14 protein-coding genes are annotated in these 19,478 nt (G+C 34.2%); 2 read left to right on the top strand and 12 right to left on the bottom strand.

The features are described from left to right. Nucleotides 1–93: 93 nt before the first annotated feature. The 10 genes from A4F88_RS10420 to A4F88_RS10375 all read right to left on the bottom strand — a co-directional run bounded on the left by A4F88_RS10420 (nucleotide 94) and on the right by A4F88_RS10375 (nucleotide 11,932). Complete coding sequence (locus A4F88_RS10420) at nucleotides 94–720, bottom strand: hypothetical protein (RefSeq protein WP_068842549.1); 627 nt, start codon at nucleotides 718–720, stop codon at nucleotides 94–96. A 343-nt stretch (nucleotides 721–1,063) separates the two neighbouring features. Beyond that, on the bottom strand, nucleotides 1,064–1,645 hold the full coding sequence (locus A4F88_RS10415) for a hypothetical protein (RefSeq protein WP_068842548.1): 582 nt from the start codon (nucleotides 1,643–1,645) through the stop codon (nucleotides 1,064–1,066). A gap of 60 nt (nucleotides 1,646–1,705) precedes the next feature. After that, on the bottom strand, nucleotides 1,706–2,278 hold the full coding sequence (locus A4F88_RS10410) for a hypothetical protein (RefSeq protein WP_068842547.1): 573 nt from the start codon (nucleotides 2,276–2,278) through the stop codon (nucleotides 1,706–1,708). Nucleotides 2,279–2,539: 261 nt separating this feature from the next. Further along, on the bottom strand, nucleotides 2,540–3,205 hold the full coding sequence (locus tag A4F88_RS10405; protein WP_068842546.1) for a hypothetical protein: 666 nt from the start codon (nucleotides 3,203–3,205) through the stop codon (nucleotides 2,540–2,542). Between the two features lie 261 nt (nucleotides 3,206–3,466). After that, the gene (locus A4F88_RS10400; RefSeq protein WP_068842659.1) at nucleotides 3,467–3,907 is read right to left on the bottom strand and encodes a hypothetical protein; all 441 of its coding nucleotides are present in this window, start codon (nucleotides 3,905–3,907) and stop codon (nucleotides 3,467–3,469) included. Nucleotides 3,908–4,263: 356 nt separating this feature from the next. Further along, nucleotides 4,264–4,914 carry a porin family protein gene (locus tag A4F88_RS10395; protein WP_068842545.1) on the bottom strand — a complete coding sequence of 217 codons (651 nt, stop codon included), beginning with the start codon at nucleotides 4,912–4,914 and terminating at the stop codon, nucleotides 4,264–4,266. Between the two features lie 348 nt (nucleotides 4,915–5,262). Then, nucleotides 5,263–7,032: a RagB/SusD family nutrient uptake outer membrane protein gene (locus A4F88_RS10390; RefSeq protein WP_068842544.1), complete on the bottom strand. Its 1,770-nt coding sequence runs from the start codon at nucleotides 7,030–7,032 to the stop codon at nucleotides 5,263–5,265. 3 nt (nucleotides 7,033–7,035) lie between these two features. After that, nucleotides 7,036–10,326: a SusC/RagA family TonB-linked outer membrane protein gene (locus A4F88_RS10385; protein WP_068842543.1), complete on the bottom strand. Its 3,291-nt coding sequence runs from the start codon at nucleotides 10,324–10,326 to the stop codon at nucleotides 7,036–7,038. A 74-nt stretch (nucleotides 10,327–10,400) separates the two neighbouring features. Further along, nucleotides 10,401–11,324 (bottom strand): FecR family protein, encoded by a 924-nt coding sequence (locus A4F88_RS10380; protein WP_068842542.1) that lies wholly within the window; start codon nucleotides 11,322–11,324, stop codon nucleotides 10,401–10,403. An 83-nt stretch (nucleotides 11,325–11,407) separates the two neighbouring features. After that, the gene (locus A4F88_RS10375) at nucleotides 11,408–11,932 is read right to left on the bottom strand and encodes an RNA polymerase sigma-70 factor (protein ID WP_068842541.1); all 525 of its coding nucleotides are present in this window, start codon (nucleotides 11,930–11,932) and stop codon (nucleotides 11,408–11,410) included. A 267-nt stretch (nucleotides 11,933–12,199) separates the two neighbouring features. Here A4F88_RS10375 and A4F88_RS10370 point away from each other — a divergent pair, with 267 nt between their 5' ends. After that, nucleotides 12,200–13,264, top strand: coding sequence for a phosphatidylinositol-specific phospholipase C1-like protein (locus tag A4F88_RS10370; protein WP_068842540.1), 1,065 nt, complete (start codon nucleotides 12,200–12,202; stop codon nucleotides 13,262–13,264). Between the two features lie 405 nt (nucleotides 13,265–13,669). On the opposite strand, the gene A4F88_RS10365 is transcribed toward A4F88_RS10370, so the two are convergent. Continuing rightward, on the bottom strand, nucleotides 13,670–15,613 hold the full coding sequence (locus A4F88_RS10365) for a metallophosphoesterase family protein (protein WP_068842539.1): 1,944 nt from the start codon (nucleotides 15,611–15,613) through the stop codon (nucleotides 13,670–13,672). Nucleotides 15,614–16,101: 488 nt separating this feature from the next. Here A4F88_RS10365 and A4F88_RS10360 point away from each other — a divergent pair, with 488 nt between their 5' ends. Beyond that, entirely contained in the window at nucleotides 16,102–16,476 is a 375-nt protein-coding gene (locus A4F88_RS10360) for a YdeI/OmpD-associated family protein (protein WP_068842538.1), read from the top strand. A gap of 111 nt (nucleotides 16,477–16,587) precedes the next feature. Here A4F88_RS10360 and A4F88_RS25750 read toward each other — a convergent pair whose 3' ends face one another. Then, nucleotides 16,588–19,470 (bottom strand): carbohydrate-binding protein, encoded by a 2,883-nt coding sequence (locus A4F88_RS25750; protein ID WP_245179080.1) that lies wholly within the window; start codon nucleotides 19,468–19,470, stop codon nucleotides 16,588–16,590. Nucleotides 19,471–19,478 lie beyond the last annotated feature (8 nt).

Raw genomic sequence — 19,478 nt, 5'->3', positions numbered from 1 at the left:
CGCAGATTTAAAATCTCACTAACTTTGTGTAAATATATCTGCGCTATTGGGGTTTGCAAATCCGCACGATCGTTTTTTTTTGCATAGCAAGTTTTAAGTTTTTAAGAAACAGGCAAGGGCTTCTACGTTTTTTGTGCTAATGATGGTTTTAGCTCTGTTTAAAAAATCAGAGTATACAATATCATCTCTGTAAGTTGCCCAATTTGTGGTATTTATGCCCGGTTTTGGTGACTTACTAAAATTATCGCTATCACATTTTGACAGCTCTGTTAATAACCGAAAAAAAATTTCTAAAGTAGGTGCGATAAGTTCGTGAACTTCATCTTCTTCGTTCTCTTTACCAATTGTTACATATACAGGGGTGCCATTTTGTGTAGGATCTGCTAAAATCTTTTTTGTGCCGTCTGTTGTGGCAATGATAACTTTTCCTCTCTTCCAGGGCGTGTAATGATGAAATGTATTTCCTTTGTCAATAGTGTAGTCCATTGGGAAAAGTTTATTATACCACTGTATATGAATATTTGTAGGCATTATAATACCTGTCTCGTAATTAGAATATAAGTAAGTGAGTTCGGGTGACAGATCGTGATTTTCAATTTTTTTGAGTGGAAAGGAAGGGTCTCTTGTTTCAAAAGATAATATAGTCTGGCTTTCCGGTCTTTGTATAACTTGCTGAAATTCCTTTAATGTTTTTGCTAATTTATTTAAATCATTTGCCATAGTGTTTCTGATAGGTTATGGTCACTTGAGAATGTGCCAAAAATTGAAATTCGTTTACCTCATTCGTGAACTTAGCGAATCCCCGCTACCGCACGAATCCTTTCGTGTGGTACGTTCCAACTATACCCTCAACACTATGAAATTTATAATTTCTACTCATTTTAATATTTTAAACTTTTAAAAACTAGAGCTTGACATACTTTGCGCCACACGAAAGGATTCGTGCGGGAGCGGAGCTGAGGTTTAAAGGGACAAAGAGGTAAATATTTTAATTTTAATTGAAAAACTACCATTGCATTTCGCCCTTCAAACTGAATGATGTAAAAACCTTTGTTAACGGAAATTATTTTTTATTCATTTTGATTTTCTTGTGTTTATAGTATAATTCAGTACACTTTTCATTATAGCCAAAATAGGTTTCCTCCGAGAAATCTTCTAAACTGGTGCTTTTGATTTTCATTTTTGTCTTAATGGTTGGTATTTTGATTAATTTCTCTTTCCTTTCATCATAATAGTTCCAATTTCCAATATAATCATCCGTCAGTAGGTTTATACTCGATTCTCCGCTTCCGTCATTTACAACATTTCCAAAATAATAGAAGCTCATTCCAATTAATTGTATTTTTTTTGTTTTGGAATTATATCTAAATTGATTTTTATAGCCTGAACGCATCCAGTCATTGAAGAATATAAATCCATTTTTTGATTCTACAATTCCAGACATTTCATTTAAGATTTCAATTGGTCTGCTTGATATAGCTTTATAATTCAATGTCGATAATTTACAAACAATTGTCGATTTTGAAATGTCAATAAAAACAGTATCCTCTTTACCATCAAAATCTATATCTTTTATTAGCTTATCTTGTCCAAATGAATAATTTGTCAAGATTATTAAGGTAAAAATTACTGCGAATTTTTTCATATTATTTGTTTCTTAAGTGTTGCTTACCAATCTGTATTAAGGTTTCATGGCTTTGAGTTTTTATAATTTAATTTTAATTATTTTGAAATTTCCATTTTCATCTTCGTTCCACTTGTCTTGTCCTATCAAATAGTATTTCCCTTTTTCTTTAATTATATGGTTTACAAAATCTTTGTCATCAGATATGAATGCATTTGTTTTTGCAATTTCATTCCAGGTTCCTTTTTGAAAAGAACAAACCGAAATGTTTTTCCACCAGCCTTCATTTGTTCTGGAAAAAATTAAAATTTCATTTGCGTTGTCATGATTGATATCTTCGGTTTTCATGACCCAAACGCCTACTAAACGTTGTTCAATACTTATTTTTGGAATATTTCTTTTAAATTCAATATCTATATTACAAATTTTCTCTCCACACTCAATTTCATTTGTTTCATCATTCCATTTATAATATACAAAGGCAGTGTCGCTGACTTTATCATTATCAATATCTCCAACAAAAAACTTTTGATCTTCTATTCCAATTTTCTCTTTAACAGGTTTTTCTGTTTTAGAATTGTCAGGTATGCTTTTTTTTGATTTAGTTTCACAACTACAAATGATTAAAAGCAAAATTAAAAACTTGATTTTCATAGGTATGTCTTTTATTTTTTCTCTCTCATTTTGTCAATATACTTTACGGATTGCAAATCTACACTATCGGGACGGGATTTGCACTTTCCCCGCTACCGAACTAATCCTTTCGTGTGGTACGTTTCAACTATACCCTCAGCATTATGAAATTTATAATTTCTAGTCATTTTAATATTTTTAATTTTTAAAAACTAGAGCTTGACATACTTTGCGCCACACGAAAGGAATCGTGCGGTAGCGGGGGGACCAATGCAAGTCTCTCTATTTGAAGAATAGTTCTTTATTAGCTAAAAAGGCATTTAAAAGTCGACCACCATCATCAAATTTATTTTTTAAATAGTTTTCATATTGAGATACTAATTTCAATAAATCAGAATTACTTACACTAGCCATTTTTGCAATATCAAGGCTGTACATAACTTTCGCTTTAAAAGTATGGCAAAGTCCAACTTCTTCGATATTTCCGTTTACAATCTCATTAATTTGGAAGGGGCTTTTGCATTCGTTAAAAAAAGGCACATAATATTGTTCGAAATCCGACTTCCAGGCATCTATTATTTTGTCAATCTTATCAACCCCTTCAAAATAAAACTGCATTTCAGGATATTCATTCCAATATTTTTGCTTAAAATATTTTTCACATATTGCTTTCCCACCTCCACCACACAGCCCAATGTCTAAATTTGTAATTGAATTGTTTTTAAATTTCTTATCCAATTTATTAAAAGAAATATATCCTTTTGTTTCAACTGCAATGGTTCGGCTTCTCTTGTTTGTATAGACAAAAATTTTATAATTATACTCCTCCTCAGACATGCTAAACATCTCCTTAGACTTATTATACTTATATCCAATAGGAGCCAAATATGCTAATAAACAATTAATCAACTCTGTTTTAAAATCTGTTATTTTAGATAAATCTGCCATGAGTTTATATTGATATTATAAATTAGTTGAATAAATATTTATACTTTTAGATTCAATCTTGATTGATTCCCCCGCTACCGCACGAATCCTTTCGTGTGGTACATTCCAACTATACCCTCAGCATTATGAAATTTATAATTTCTACTCATTTTAATATTTAAAACTTTTAAAAAATAGATCTTGACATACTTTGCGCCACACGAAAGGATTCGTGCGGGAGCGGAGAAGTGGGGAATTACTTTGCTGGCACAGATTGCAAATCTACGCTATCTGGGTGCCCATGTCTTGCAAACAATTTTTTAGAATAGAACTTATATAGTTTCCTCGTTTTCTCATTATACATGCAGTTGCAAAAGTTAGAGGGGCAATATATTTTTCTCCTTTATAGTCAGGACTTGTTAACACAGGCATGTGATAATAGACATTGTCTTTATTTTCTAAGTCCATATACCACTTTCCTTCTATATGTTTTCTAAAAGTTTCCCCTATGTATATAGTAAACAAATCTAATAACTGGGAATTGTTTTGTAATTCAAACCTATCTTTAAAGTTAGAGATAATCCAATTTTCTAACTCATTTAATGATTGAATACTATAATCCAATTTTAAATTATTTTTGTTGGCAAATTCTGTTGTAAAAGAATCCATTTTATTATCGATATAAAAGATCCATTCTTTAAAATTATCCTGTGAGTATGACATTCTATAATATTTATTTAACCATATGAATAACATTAATACCTGCCCTCTCCTGGCGCGAGCGTCCCGCTCGTGAACCTAGCGAATCATTAATAAAATACAACAACCTCATTATCAAACAAAAATATCATAAATCAAAAACAAAAACAGCTACTAAAAGCCATTACTGTATCAAAATAAGTTTTAGCCAAAAGATTATTTTAGGTGTTTTGTAAATTAATTATGGAAGTAAGTCTAAATCATATAAACTTTTCAGGATGAAACAATTACCAATATTCAAAAAAGCGAAAACACAAATGAATGCATTTTCGCTTTTGATCTCTATTTTATCAATAATTGAAGTCTTTATCGAAAGTTCTTTATTTACTAAAATCGTAACTTAAAGAAGCTCCAAGTCCAAACTGAAACGTTGTTGCATAATCAGTAACTGCTATAGGTCCCCAATAGTAATCCCAATAATAATCATATCCAACAGCCGCCGACATAGATTGTAAATATGCATGTAGGTTTATTGATAATGGTGAACTGGTTTTAATTTTTACACCTCCTTTAATTTCCCAGGCAAAATAAGTTCCACTACCACTATTAGGTGTTTCAAGAATTGAAGCACCGGCACCAGCGCCTAAAAAAGGTCGGACTTGCTGTGAACTATCCATAAAATAATAGGTATAATCAGCCAATATATAGTTTATGGCTCCTTTATCATTTCCTGCATTGAGCTGAGTTCCCGGAGCAAGATTACCATTAGGTGTAAAAACCTTTGTGTATAAAGGCATCTTTGTATCAAGTCTGTTATATTTTAACTCAATAGAACTATTTTCCATTATAAAATATTCTAAACCTGCACCATACTCAAAACCATCTTCTACACGGGCGTATGAGTTATCAAAATCTACTTTATCAGAAAATGTATAACCTCCATACAGATTTAATAAAAATGCTCCTGAACTTTGAGCTGACATTGCCAGCGAGAAGAAAAAAACAATGAATAATAAATGAATCTTTTTCATAATTTGATTTTTTTAAAGGGTTTAAACTTTACTATAGCAGTTAAATGATTTTATATTGTAAATTTTTATTTACAATATTTTTCAAATTGCTACATATAGCTTTGATTTTACATTTTCCAAAATTATCCAAAATAAAAATAAAAGTGTCTCACATCCAGTGTTTTAATGGTTGCAAATTCTAATTTGAAACCAATATTTGAAGGTTTTGAGGCTCTGAGGTTCCCAGTCGTTAAGGTTTTTCTGTAGAAACGCAATACTTTGTGTCTACCGAATTGTCTATAACAACAAAAGCCCGTTTCTTGCGAAACGGGCTCTTTGTAAAAAAAAAATAAACTAACACAAAACTTTTTAATTGTAACCTTGATTTTGTTGCATCACTTTCTGATCAATAACGGTTTGAGGAATTGGAAATGTTCTTCTGTATGGTTGTGTAGCAGCTTTTGCTGTTCCAGGTAAGTCAAATTTTCCAAAACGAATACTTTGAGGTCTTCTTTGTAATTCCCAATACAACTCAAAACCTAATTCTTTATACAATTGCTGTGCATCTAAAGAAGTAAGTGCTTTTCCGGGAGCATTTCCAAATAAAGACTCTCTTTTTCTGCTTGTACGCAGTTTGTTTAAATCATCCATTGCCAGACCAGCACTTCCTTTTCTGAAATATGCCTCGGCTCTCATAGCATAAATTCCTCCTAAACGGAATAACGGAATATCAACATTACTGTTACCGTTTCCTCCTTCTGGGTCAAACTCATATTTAAATACACGAGCTCCCTGATTAATTTCATTTTGAGCAAAAACAGATTTGGTAGGATCTGCAAATGTCAATGATGGTGTAAAATTCATTCTTGTAGTCGTGCTTTTTTCCATATACAATGGAGAAACTTTGATGCGGTTCCCCAGCATTTCCAGAGATCCTGATGGCAATAATATTGGACCATATTGAAGACCCGCCTGAATTCCTCTGTTAAAATGAAACCAAGGTAAACCCGGACTGCTTTTAGGAACGAGGTCTGTTGCAGGTACACTTACATCTGTACCATCATTCATAAACCATGTACCATCAGCATATTGATAATGTTGTTCAAATCGTGGATCGTCATGATTACCATCCCATGTTGCGTAGAATTCAGGAGTTGTACAAGCTGCGTTTGTTCCTCTGTTTGCCGCAGATGTTCTCTGATTACGTTCCATACACACATAAGCAAAACTGTTAGAACCGTTACGGATGTAATCTATTTTTTGAGAAATCGCAAAAATAAGCTCTTTACCATTTTCATTATCTCTTGCAAAGTTTTTGAAAAAGTCACTTTCTAAACTAAATTTTCCTGAATCGATTAATAAAGATGTATAATAAATAACACGATCCATATCTGTTCCGCCACCACTTACTGCTGCTTCATTAAAATTGAAATTTGATGACGCATTGTTGCGATCTTTAAAAACTGCACGATTTAAATACATATTCGCTAAAAAAGCATAAGCCGCTTGTTTCGTAAATCTGCCGTGGTGGGTTCTCTGTGTTCCAATATCAGCCAAATCCGGAATTAAAGCTTCAACATCTTTAATTAATTGGTCAATTTGAGTATCTGCTTTTAAAACCTGCAAAGGTGCACTTACATTCAACGGATCTCTGTAAGGTGCCTGTCCATATAAATCTAATGTTGTGTAAGTGTAATACGCTAAAAGTCCTTTTGCTTCTGCTAAAAATAATGTCTTTTCAGGAAAAGTATTTTCCTGTGCTGATTTAACTGCAGTCAAAGAACGTGTAATTCCGTTTGTTAATAAATCCCAGTTCGAAACTATAATAGCATTAGTAGAACTCCATGTGAATTCATGCATATCTCTCCATTTACCACCATCTCCCCAGTCACTTCCGCGAGTTGGTAAAATAGCTTCGTCAGTAGTATATTCCTGCATGGCAAAAACGGCTCCGTGATCTGTAAAAGTTCCGTCTCCAAGCCTGTCATATGCTGCAGCAAGCGAACCTGCCGGATTTGAAGTACTATTTGATGGTTGTTCATCTAAAAGAACTTCATTTAAATCAGTACAACTGTTTAAGAGAAAAATAAAAGAGAATATTGTTAAAATTTTTATGCTTAAAAATGTCTTTGTCTTCATGATTTATAATTTTAAAGTTGCTCCAAAACTGAACGTTCTTGAAGTTGGGTAAGCAGCGTAATCAATACCAATAGATTGGTTTCCTCCGTTTGGTTTAGGGCTGTTAATTAATGGGTCAAATCCTGAATAATTCGTTATTGTAATCAGGTTGTTTCCTGTTATATAAAGGGTTAATCCGTTTAACCAGTTCAGTCCTTTTAAGTCGAAATTATAACCAATACGTGCTGTATTTAATCGGATAAAGTCAGACTTCTCTAAGAAAAGAGTTGACAAAATTGGTGAGTTTGTCGGGTTTGCCCCGGACTCATAATAATTTGTAGCAACGTTTCTGTCAGAAGCCAGGTTGTTGATATTTAAGGCGTTTAATCCTGTATTATTCAATAAATAACCTCCCGCTTGTCCAATAATTGAAAATGAGAAACTAAAGTTTTTATATCTCATATCACTATTAAATCCGTAGTAAAAAGTTGGTAAGGCCCCTTCGATAATAACTCTGTCGCTGTTATCAATTTTACCATCACCATTTTGATCTTTAAAGATGTTTCCTCCTTTATCATCAAAACCTATATGCTGCAATAAATAGAATGAACCTGCTGCATATCCACTTTTGTAAATATTAGCATTTACACCAGATTGTCCCGGACCTGAAATAGTTCCTGTTAAAATTTCTGAAATTGGTAAGTCTTTAATTTTATTGTTTAATGTTGCTCCGTTTACATCAATATTCCAGCTAAAATCTTTAGTGTCAATTAATTTTGAACCTAACATAAATTCAAAACCTTTATTCACGATTTTACCCTGATTACTAAGGTTTGTCCAAACTGTTGGCGTTGGGCTTAATGGTGGTGAAGAAACGTTTAAGATTGCATCTGTAGTGGTTTTGTTAAAATAATCAAGAGTTCCGTAAAATTTATCTTTCCATAAATTAAAATCTAAACCTAAGTTGTATTGTGTTACCACTTCCCATTTTAAATTAGGATTTGGTGTTCTAACTACAGAAACTCCATTTACTAAATTTAAATCATCATATAAATAATACCCGTCAGCACCAGATAAAGAGTAACTTGCTTTTGTAATTTTATTTTCAACTTCCTGATTTCCTGTTTGTCCCCAGCTTGCTCTTAACTTTAAGTTATTTATAGCGGATACATCCTCTAGGAAACTTTCTTTAAAAATATTCCATCCTAAAGCAAATGAAGGAAAATAACCGTATTTATTATTATCACCAAAACGAGTTGAACCGTCAGCTCTCATCGAAGCTGTTAAAAGGTATTTTTCATTGAAGGTATAGTTCAATCTTCCAAAATAAGACTGCAATTCGTTTTCCTGGGCATATCCAGAAAGTACAGGCAGTATCCCTTTAAATCCAGGATTGATTTCCGGTTTTACACCAACCCCTTTTTCCGTAATTCCTTCAATACTAAAACTTGTACCAGATCTTTCGAATTTTTGATAAGAGAAACCACCTAAAGCTTCAATTTTATGTTTACCAAATGAGGTATTGTATGTTAAATAATGCTCGATTAATGAGTTTTTTGAATCCAGATTATTCTGAACATATTTACCTATTTTGCTGATATCTGTAATGTTTGGATAAATAGTAGTATTTCTTTCAGATGTTGAACGATCTATACCAATGTTTAATTTATATTCTAATCCGTTAACGATTCTGAAAGAAGTCTCCAGATTTCCTAAAACTCTCAGCGTATTCGTTTTATCTTCATAAATGCTTAGCAAATAAGCAGGGTTATAATGCGCATTCATATTAAAGTTGGTGTAGTTTCCGTTGGCATCAAAAACGGATCTTGTTGGATTAGCCATCAAGGTATGTATCACCAATTGTCCATTAGAACCACCATCGTCACTAGTAGGGACACCATCATCTGTAGTCTGGCTCGCAGTAAGATTCACTTTTAATTTTAAACGTTTGTTGTCTAAAAATGATTCAGAAGCATTAATTCTGCCTGAAATACGTTTGAAATTACTGTTACGAATAATACCTTCCTGATCCATTTGTGCAATAGATGCAAAATAATTACCTGATTCTGTTTGCTTTGCAAAAGACAAAGCATTGTTTTTAGTAATCGCAGATCTAAAAATTACATCCTGCCAATCTGTGTTTCCACCATGGTCAAATGATTTATCTTTGATAGCTTTTCTATACTGATCTGCATTTAAAACGTCTAATTTATGAGCAACATTCGAAACTCCCATATAAGAGTCAAACGTTAATGTTCCTTCACCTTTAGAACCTTTTTTAGTGGTAATCAGAACAACTCCGTTAGATCCTCTCGCTCCGTAAATAGCAGATGCTGATGCATCTTTTAAAACTGTAATCGATTCGATATCACTGCTGTTCAAAAAGTTTAAAGGATTTTTGGCTGCCGATGCTCCAAAACCAACATTTGATCCTGAAGGGCTTACATCATCATTTGCCAGTGGCATACCATCAACAACAAATAAAGGTGTACTTCCGCTTCTGATCGATCCAACTCCACGAATCGTAACATTTACACCAGCTCCCGGTTCTCCACTTGTACTAACTACACGAACTCCGGCTACTTTTCCCTGTAATAAATTATCAGGAGAAATGGTAACGCCTTGTTTAAAATTTGCTGCTTCAAGTTGGGTAACTGCTCCGGTAACATCTTTTTTAGATTGTTTACCATAACCTACTACCAAAACCTCATTCAGCTCAGCTGTATTGGGTTCTAACTGAATTGTCATGAAACCATTTTGAACGTTCACTGTTTTGGTTTTGTATCCTACATACGAAACGTCGATGGTTTTTCCTTCTCCAACCGTAATTTCAAATACACCGTCAAAATCAGAAACTGTTGAATTAGAAGAACTGGTTTCTACGATTGTAGCACCCGGAATTGGCACTCTGTTTTCGTCTACAATTTTTCCTTTTACTTTTATTTTATCAGCTGCTTTATGGCTGGTTGTTTTAGGTGCAATTGTTTTTTGAATTAAAACTAATTTACCATTAATGCTGTAATTAAAACTGGCTTTTTTAGAAAGATCATTCAAAATTAGCGCCACCGATTCGTTTGTATTGTTTACAGTATAAACCGTGTTATCAGCAATAATAGCTTGTCCGTAACTAAATTTATAGTCTGTTTGTTCGCTCAATTTTGAAAAAATAGAAACCAGAGTAGCTTTTTCTATTTTATTTTTTACTTTTGATGCTTCAAAAAAATTAGTTTTACTGTAACCATTTTGAATGGCGAGTAACGCTAGTACTAAAAAGACAATTCTCTTTAGATTTAAATAGGTAAGTTTAAAATACATGATTTAAGTTATTGGTTTTTTTACGATACTTAATTATTAATGGCAGTTGTTCTCAGCAACTGCTTTTTTTGTTTTTAATTCACTTTTACGATTTCGCCATAAACTTTAAATTTTAGGTTTGTGATATAATTTATTTGTTGTAAAACACTTTCTAACGATGCATCCTTTTTAATGAATACGGTTAGCGGAGTTCCCAACACACGCTCGTCATTGTATTGAAACGAAACCCCGTATTTATATTGTAGAATAGTAATTACCTGTTTAAGAGTAGTTTGATCCAGTGTCACATCTTTAGCATACCAGTTAACCAAAAACGATTTATCTGCCTGTTGTTTGGTTAATTTTTGTGCGCTAAACAAAGCTTCTTCGTTTGGAACTAAATCAACACTTTGTCCTTTTGTAGAAACATTTACTTTTCCGGTAACGACAATTACCTCGCATTTTAATTTTGATAACTGGACATGAAATGAAGTTCCTACAACTCGTGTTTTAATGTCGCCGGAACGAATTATAAAAGGATGTTTTTTGTCTTTGGCAACTTCAAAAAAAGCATTTCCTTTTAGTAAAGAAACTTTTCTCTCGTCGCCCATAAATTTTTCAGGATACTGAAATGATGAATTTGCTGCCAGATAAATTTTCGAGCCGTCACTTAATTGGATAGATTTGGGGGTATCTGACGTCTTAAATGATAATTGCTTTTCGGCTGTAACGTTTGGTTTATAGAAAAATCCTAAACCAATTAAAAAAAGAATACTGGCAGCTGCCATATATTTTAAATACGGATTGAAGGTTTTCTTCTTTCCTATTCTAAGCTGAATATTTTCGTATATATCCTGAGAAACTGCATCAGCATTTCCCATTAGGGATTCATCCCATTTTGATTTTTGATATTGGTTTAAAGCAAAATCATTCAATAAATTCTCTTCTGCTACAGAGGTTTTGTTTTGAGAACTTTTGTCTATCAGATGTTCTAAACTATGCTTGATTCTTTTTATCATAATACTTATTGTTACCAGTAAGTACGCGAAAACCAAAATCGTACTATCCGCAAATATTATGAAACCATTAACAGAAAGTTATCTTAAAACTTTTGATTAAAAAAAATGAATGGAGCAAGCCAAGCAAGGTCTTTCAGGCCTTCACGCAATTGTTTCAAAGCCGATGAAATTTGATTTTTAACGGTTTGTTTCGAAATACCAAGTTCATCTGCAATCTGATCAATCGACATATCCTGAAATTTGTACATCAATAAAACTTCTTTTCGCTTCTTTGGGAGTTTATCCAGTAAGGCATAAATAAGATCGATTATTTCCGGATCAATTGAGCTGAAATTGTCAATAATATAATCTTCAAATTTATCTTCGAGAATCGTCTTGTCAAACCGGTTATTCTGATAGTGTTTGAAAACCTGATTTTTTACTGCCCTGAACAAATAAGGTTCTATAGCATTAATATTAAGGTCGTCTTTTCGTTCCCATAAATCAATAAAAACATCCTGAACGATGTTCTGTGCCAAGTCTTTATCCTGAGTCATCGTATACGAAAAAGCATTTAGCTTTTTCCAGTAATCGGTATACGTTTTTTCAAAAATTTCAGGGTTTTTCATAGCTTATTTTGGGACTGTTTGGTGATGTAAAATAATAAAATGAAAAAGCAATGTTTTTTTCCTGAACGTTAACTTTAAATTAAATTATGAATTCGTTTGTTGTATTAATACTACTATTTTGAAGTAAACATGATACTCAGGTTGCGATTTGTTTTTCTTTAACTAACATAAAATTCAAATACCAAATCTAATTTAGTACACTCAAAAAAAGGCAATACTCAGTTGTCTTATCCCCTATCTGTTAATACTAATTTACAATTTCAAATCATGAAACAAATTCTGTTTACATTATGTATTGCCGGTACTATACATTGCAATAGTCAGGTAAAAAATGACAATCTAAAAATCAATCAAATTCAGGTAATTGGCTCACACAACAGCTACCGTCAGAATATTGAACCGGATTTATACAATCTGATTCAGGCAAAAGATACTTCGCGTTCTTTAAAAGGGTTGCAGTACACTCATATTTCGCTTACAGAACAATTAAATAAAGGTTTAAGAAATCTTGAAATTGATGTTTTTGCTGATACTAAGGGCGGAAAATATGCACATCCGAAAGGATTAGACGTCGTAAAATCTGAACAGGTTTATGATCCAAAAGGAGAAATGCAAAAACCGGGCTTTAAAGTTTTTCATATGCCGGATATTGATTTTCGAACTTCCTGTTATACCTTCCAGCTTTGTTTAGCCGAATTAAAAAAGTGGTCTGACGCCAATCCGGATCACGTACCTGTTTTTATTACACTGGAACCCAAAGATGGTGAAGCAAATTTCTTTGGAACTAAACCTGAAGATTTTACACCTGAATTATTTGACGCTTTAGATGCTGAACTTCGCAAGGGTTTAGGAGATAAACTCATCACGCCGGATATGGTAAGAGGAAAATACAAAACACTCGAAGAAGCTGTTTTGCATAACAATTGGCCAACACTGAAAAAAGGAAAAGGTAAATTTTTATTTATTTTGGACAACAACGGAGCCAAAAGAGACTTATACGCCCTGAATCATCCTTCGCTAAAAGGTCGTGCTGTTTTTATCAACGCCGAGCCTGGAAAACCTGAAGCTGCTACTTTATTTAGAAACAACTCCGAAGATCCTGAAATTGCTGATCTGGTTCAAAAAGGATATCTTATAAGAACCAGAGCAGATTCTGATACCAAAGAAGCAAGAGCTAATGATTACACTCATTTTGAAGCTGCTAAAAAATCCGGAGCACAAATCATCACCACCGATTATTATCTGCCTAGTACATTTTTTAATTCTCCTTATCAGATAAAATATGATGATGGAAGTTATGTGAGAGTAGATCCGGTTAATGGAGGAAAATAGCTTCTGGTTTATTTTATGGCACGCAGATGACGCGGATTTGAATGGATTGACGGATTTTTTTCTTTCGTTTTGCTTTGTCACACGCAATGATTGTCCTTCTGAGCGAAGTCGAAGGACGCCCTAGAAAATCAACAATTAGCCCTGATAGGTTTTAAACCTGTCAGGGCTACTTTACGTTAACAAAAACTTTCTAATATTTGATGATTTTAGGAGCGGAGTTCCTTACGTGTCCTTCGACTTCGCTCAGGAAGACATAAAATGAAAATAAAATAGGTACAGTATAATTGTTAGTGAGGCTGTTTCGTTTCTCACAATGACATAAAATGAGAATAAAAATCCGTAAAAATCCGCGTTTTCGCATTAGCGAATCCGTATCATCAGTGTGCCATTACTTTGTGGTTAAAATTACTCCACCCTTTTAATGTCGCCCGTTTTTAAATCAACACTAAAATGATCTGCCGGAACTTCATGCATGAATTTATTGAAAATGATCAGAAACAATCGCATTTGATTTTGTAATAATTTTTCTTTTGAGGTATCTTCTTTATGGTTTTCAAGAAACAACTGAGACAGCACTTTATATTGCTGCGCCCTTGCGGTTCCAACATCGGCCAGAGCCAATTCATCGGCGCTTCTGAAACGATAAAAATCTACCAGAAAATCATAACCCGTCCAGTTAAAATCTTGCTTTTTGAGATTATGCTGAGACAGAAATTTATCGGTTTTATCTGCTGCTGCTGTCCATTCGTTTTTGAAGTTTTCTTTGTTTTTCAAAATTACATCAAAATCTTTATCCGATTCGATGCTGGATAAAACCAACAAATCTTCGGCTGAAACATTCAAAATAAAATTCTTGAAAGCAGAAGGCCAATCATCTGCCAGGAATCTTAAGCGAACCAATTCCTTTAGATGGAAATCGGTAAAATCATGGTAATTTTTAGTTTTTAAAATGTCAATATTCCAGATGTCTTTTGCATTTTGACTTTCTAAGAACTGGTACTCCATTTTATACAAATCAAAAAGTTCGTTATATCCCGGAACTTGATCGATTGTAATTGTCTGGATATCGACATGATTGTCTTTTTTGATTGTTAGTAATTTATATGCCGGAATATATGCTGCAAGAGATGGTGTCTGGATATTCACCAAAGTGTTTCCTTTTGCAGTTGTACGAACTCCTGTATCATTAATATGCATGTGCCCGCCAAAATGAATTTTTAATCCGGCATCGGCAAAAACCTGCGCGACTTCTTCAACCGGAACCCGATTCAGCTGCCATTTGTTCGGGCCTAATAATTCTTTTATTTCCGCAGAAGCGTCGTCGTTAAAATCAATCATTGGAAAGTGACTAAAGGCAATCAAAGTTTTTCCTTGTAGTTTGGCTTGCGCCGAAATTTCCTCAACCCATTTTATCAGATGCTTTTTATTCGACAGTACATTATTATAACCTGTACTCGCTTCTGAATAATTTTTGGGATCTTTTGGATCTCCATCATTTTTCTTTGGGATATAAACATTCCCATCAATTGCCATTAACCAAAGTCCGTCGACAGGTTCAACAACATAACTTACATCCGGAACTTCAAACCCTGGCGCTACATTATAAACCCGATTGGATAACAATGCTGCTTGTGAGGCTTTTGCAAAACTATAATTCTGACTGGTATAAGTTGAAAATGGTGTTGCCCAGAATTTGTATTTCTTATTTGGGTAAAAACCAAAGTTTTTCAAATTATCCGTAATTTCTAAATAACCCATTTTAGCAATATCGGCAGTAACAACTACAGGCTGTTCGAAAGTTAAATTTGGCTTATAAAGGCCTTCTTTGCTATAAATGGGCTGGCTTTTTCCGTCTTTTCCTAAAAAATCCTCTTTACCGGATTCTTGTGCAAAAGGTCCAACGGGATCGTGGTTTCCTGTGGTAATGAAAAACTCGATATTATATTTTTTTCTGTATTGTTCTAAAATTTTCTCCAGACCTTTTACATGTATTGGCTGACCGTCATCTGTGTAATCTCCGGGAAGTGCCACATATTTTATTTTTCGTTTGGCGATATCTTCCAGCGCGGCTATAAAAGCAAAGTAATTTTCATTGAAGATTCTGGTCGAATGCAATTGAGAAGCCATAGTCCTCATCAAAGTATATTTTCCGGTTTTTGGATTTAAAATACCTTTATAATCGTTATCTGAAAAGTTTCCGAATAAATCCTGTAAATGCACATCTGATAAAAAAGCAACCTGTGTACCGTCAAGCTTATTTTGTTTTTGCGCTGAAATTGGAACATGAAAAAGAATAAGAAAGAGAACGGTTAAGGTATATTTATATAGGAGCGTATATTTTGGAATCATTTGGTTAAGCTTTTACAAATGGGGATTTTATGAAACGATTTGCAATTCTATGCATTAAAACCTGAAAGACCTTTATGTTATTGTTATGTAATGATAATTTTTATTGTAAGCTGAATTGATTTAATCGCAAAGGGTTACGAAAGGTTCGCTAAGTTTTTTTTAGACTGATGTTGAATTTCTCGCAAAGTCGCAGAGCCGCAAAGAAAATAAAATCCTGCAATCTCTATGGATTCATTTAACGCAGATTATACAGATTGTAGCAGATTTAATTTTTAAATTAATTACAATAATAATCTTCGTTTTTCTGCTTGTATCTTTAAAATCTGCGTGAAATAAAACTTTACAACTGCGCAATATTAAAAGCAAATGTTCTAATGTCGAAAAGCTCTGTATATTTCTATAAATATGTCCCCTATATGAAACTTAAACACTGGTAATCAATAAATTATTTCATTAAATTTATATTCTATTTTCAATTCAAATTAATCATGGAAACAAAAGATGGAAAACAAGCCATTTATGCCCAGACCCGAAAAGAATGGCGTGATTGGTTGCAGGAAAATAGTCAGACAGAGAAATCAGTGTGGCTCATTTTATATCACAAAAAAAGCAATATAGTAAGTGTTAATCTTGTCGAAGCAACTGAAGAAGCATTGTGTTTTGGCTGGATTGACAGTTTATGCAAAAAACGGGATTTTGAAAGTTTCTATCTGACTTTTACTCCCCGAAATCCGAAGAAAAGTAAATGGAGCCAGCCTAACAGAGATCGCGCAGCAAAAATGATTGAGCAGGGTTTAATGACAGAACATGGTCAAAAACTGATTGATCTCGCGAAAGAAAACGGAAAATGGGAACCTGTATAAAAAAGGCTGCCAAAAATGACAGCCTTTATACTTGCAATAACAATGTTTGCGTAAAAAACCTTTGTCAAAATTTAAAACTCTGACAAAGGCTGGATAAATATAACTAACTATTTATTTTTTGATAAAACGTTTTATCGTTTGTACACCTTCTATCTCAAAAACAATCAGATAAACCCCTTTTCTTAATTGGGAAACATCCAGACTATTTTCATTGATTTTTTGTGTTATTACGATTGCTCCTGTTTGGGAATCTATAACACGTAGATTTCCTCCTGAAATATCTTTACTAAACAATAACACATCTGAAACCGGATTTGGGTATACATTTAGCGCCACATCCTGAACCTTTTCATCTGTTACAATTGCTGAGCTTACAGGAATTGTTGCAGCAGCGCCAATTTTAGTAATTCGGATCCAGTTGATGTTCATTCCTGTGTTTTGAATGTAGATTCCAAAATTATAGGTTCCGGCATTTACATTTACGGTTTGTGTTACCGTTTGCCAGTTTTGCCATCCGCCTGTATTTGGAATATCAACATTGCCTAAAATAATCGTTCCGCCATTTAAGTCAGATGATAATCTGCCTCCGGTTACTCCGCTGGCTACCCGATATTCGATTAAATACGAACCTGTTGTTGGAAAATTGATATTGTTGTATGCCAGCCAATCGCCAGTTTCGGTATAACCTACATTTGATCCTCCGCCTGTATCTGTGGTTGGTTCAACCTGAATACCACTCATCGCTGAATAATCTTCGGCCTGAATTAAAGTTGAGGTTTGCGAAGTTGTTGTCGCAATTAATTTCCATTGTCCGCAAGTCTGGTTGTTGTTGTCCCATTGCTGTACAATAGCACCAGAAGCTGTACTCGCTCCGGCAACCTCAACAATTCTGCCACTGTGTCTGGCTACGATTTTATAGAATCCATCACCCGTCGAAACTAAAATAAACTGCTGATTGGTAGTTCCGTTATACGGATATTGTTCAACACGTGTGCCATTAGCTACATTAAAACCATTGACATCCATAGACTGTCCGCTGTGGTTTGCAATAATCTTATACATTCCATCTCCTAAATGAGTCAATGTAAATTTTTGATTGTTTCCTGAATTAAGTCCACCCTGATTAATTCCTGCTCCGTTTGACATACTTGCATTCCAAACATCCATATACAAACCGCTGTTTCTATTTTGCAAAAAGAAAGTCTGATTTCCTAAAGTGGTGGTTCCGTTTGCAATAACTCTAATCGAACTTACTTTATCATTCCAGGTGGTATTCAAACAGGAATTATCAGAATTAATTACGGTCGAAGCTCCTGTAAAATTATCATCCTGATACAAAATCGCCTGAAATCCCTGTGTGATTCTAAGTGACGATATATCATCATTTAAAACTCCCAACGAATTTAAACGTGCCAGATTATAATCGCCAATAGTTAATCCGCCCGAGAAACCTGTATAATTGCAATCTTTATAAACGGTAATCACATCGGTAGACGGACTAATATTTCCTCCCGGAGGAATTGTTCCTGTAATAGTATAACTTCCGATAGATCCATAAGCAGAATATCCGCCATAACCCACATTTCCTGCTCCGGTACCATCAACACCTATAAAATATTTACCGGCAGGCAAATTAACATTCATAGCAGCATTCAACGCAAAAGGATCAGAATTCCAATAGGTTCCCATTTCGGCTCCGGCTGCATTATAGAGTCTTATTAAAAGATGCAGGTTTCCGTCACGGCTCACTGTATTTGCATTGATCGAAACATTTCCTCCCCCTGTTGTAAAGGTGAAAAAATCATAATCGGCTTCACTGGAGATGATTCCGTTTTTTTGATTAATTGTTCCGTTAGCGTTATAATCTAAATTGGCTGCCGAAGCTGTATTATCTCCATAATCATCACCTCGATATCCTACACCAAATTTTGAGCTTGCAATCGAAGCCACATCATCTTGTTTGTTATTGGCATAATTATATTCGCCTTTACTCCATTGTACAACAGGTCTGTAATATCCTGCTCCCATAATTGGCGCCCATGAAGTTCCGTCTATTCCAACAAAATAATCCTCTGCCGGGTTCGTACGTCCGTCATGACCCAGATCAAAAGTATGTCCAATTTCATGCGCTGAGGCATCTCCACCAGATTTACCTGAAGTAATAAATACCCAACATGGTACATCATTGTCCCAATTGAAGGAACCAATATAAGCTACACCTCCCGCTCCCGGAGCTGCAGTATTGGTTGGAGTTACCACCACGCGCATTCTTCTGTTTCTTGGATAGGAGTTAAAAACGGCTTCGCTTGTTGTAACATTCAGATTAAAAGGTCGGTAATCTTCTGAAACTACTTCCCAATGTTGTTGTACATCAGCATCGCTCATTCCGGATGGTGCGGCATTAATTGCATTTCCGTTATTCCACAGATTTCCTGCAGGCATATTATAACCATCAAAATCCAGCATTACGCAACCTGCTGCACCCGGCAAACTCTGCAAATTCAACAAAGCCGGAGCAATTGCTGCTGCCACTGCTGTTTTATTGGTTGCTTTGGCAGTATTTTCAGGTACATTTCTATAATCAATACAAACAAGTGTGTTAATATCAACTTTAGAAACAAAGGCATTTCCCTGTGCATCTGAATAATATTTGTAAGCTTCTTTTGTTTTTTTTAAAATGATATGACCTTCCAGCGATTTGTCTTTTACTTTAATGTAAAAAGAAGATTCAGGAATATTTTTGATTTCTCCAATCAGAAATTCGCTGGACGTATTAGATTCGTTATAATTTATTTTTCCGTTAAAGTTTTTTGAATTTTCGACCTGAAGCAAAACGGTTTTTTCGGCACCTTTTGAGGTTGTTCCGCTGACTAATTCTTTCTTTAAAGTATTCATAAAAGTTTTACTTGAACCTAAAGAAGTCTGCGCAATGGCAAAACTGCCAAAGGCAAGAAACAAGAGTAAACTTAACCGAAGTTTGTAATTTTTTTTCATATAAAATT

It is taken from the genome of Flavobacterium chilense (genome assembly GCF_001602525.1).
Lineage (GTDB): Bacteria > Bacteroidota > Bacteroidia > Flavobacteriales > Flavobacteriaceae > Flavobacterium > Flavobacterium chilense.
Note: the sequence above shows the minus strand (reverse complement) of the source record. Positions and strands in the feature narration are given on the sequence as shown.

Bases quoted from the DNA above. Each gene is read 5' to 3' on its own strand.
- A4F88_RS10390 (WP_068842544.1), bottom strand. From the start codon at position 7,032: ATGAAGACAAAGACATTTTTAAGCATAAAAATTTTAACAATATTCTCT.
- A4F88_RS10360 (WP_068842538.1), top strand. From the start codon at position 16,102: ATGGAAACAAAAGATGGAAAACAAGCCATTTATGCCCAGACCCGAAAA.
- A4F88_RS10395 (WP_068842545.1), bottom strand. From the start codon at position 4,914: ATGAAAAAGATTCATTTATTATTCATTGTTTTTTTCTTCTCGCTGGCA.
- A4F88_RS10385 (WP_068842543.1), bottom strand. From the start codon at position 10,326: ATGTATTTTAAACTTACCTATTTAAATCTAAAGAGAATTGTCTTTTTA.
- A4F88_RS10410 (WP_068842547.1), bottom strand. From the start codon at position 2,278: ATGAAAATCAAGTTTTTAATTTTGCTTTTAATCATTTGTAGTTGTGAA.
- A4F88_RS10420 (WP_068842549.1), bottom strand. From the start codon at position 720: ATGGCAAATGATTTAAATAAATTAGCAAAAACATTAAAGGAATTTCAG.
- A4F88_RS10400 (WP_068842659.1), bottom strand. From the start codon at position 3,907: ATGTCATACTCACAGGATAATTTTAAAGAATGGATCTTTTATATCGAT.
- A4F88_RS25750 (WP_245179080.1), bottom strand. From the start codon at position 19,470: ATGAAAAAAAATTACAAACTTCGGTTAAGTTTACTCTTGTTTCTTGCC.
- A4F88_RS10415 (WP_068842548.1), bottom strand. From the start codon at position 1,645: ATGAAAAAATTCGCAGTAATTTTTACCTTAATAATCTTGACAAATTAT.
- A4F88_RS10375 (WP_068842541.1), bottom strand. From the start codon at position 11,932: ATGAAAAACCCTGAAATTTTTGAAAAAACGTATACCGATTACTGGAAA.
- A4F88_RS10380 (WP_068842542.1), bottom strand. From the start codon at position 11,324: ATGATAAAAAGAATCAAGCATAGTTTAGAACATCTGATAGACAAAAGT.
- A4F88_RS10405 (WP_068842546.1), bottom strand. From the start codon at position 3,205: ATGGCAGATTTATCTAAAATAACAGATTTTAAAACAGAGTTGATTAAT.
- A4F88_RS10370 (WP_068842540.1), top strand. From the start codon at position 12,200: ATGAAACAAATTCTGTTTACATTATGTATTGCCGGTACTATACATTGC.
- A4F88_RS10365 (WP_068842539.1), bottom strand. From the start codon at position 15,613: ATGATTCCAAAATATACGCTCCTATATAAATATACCTTAACCGTTCTC.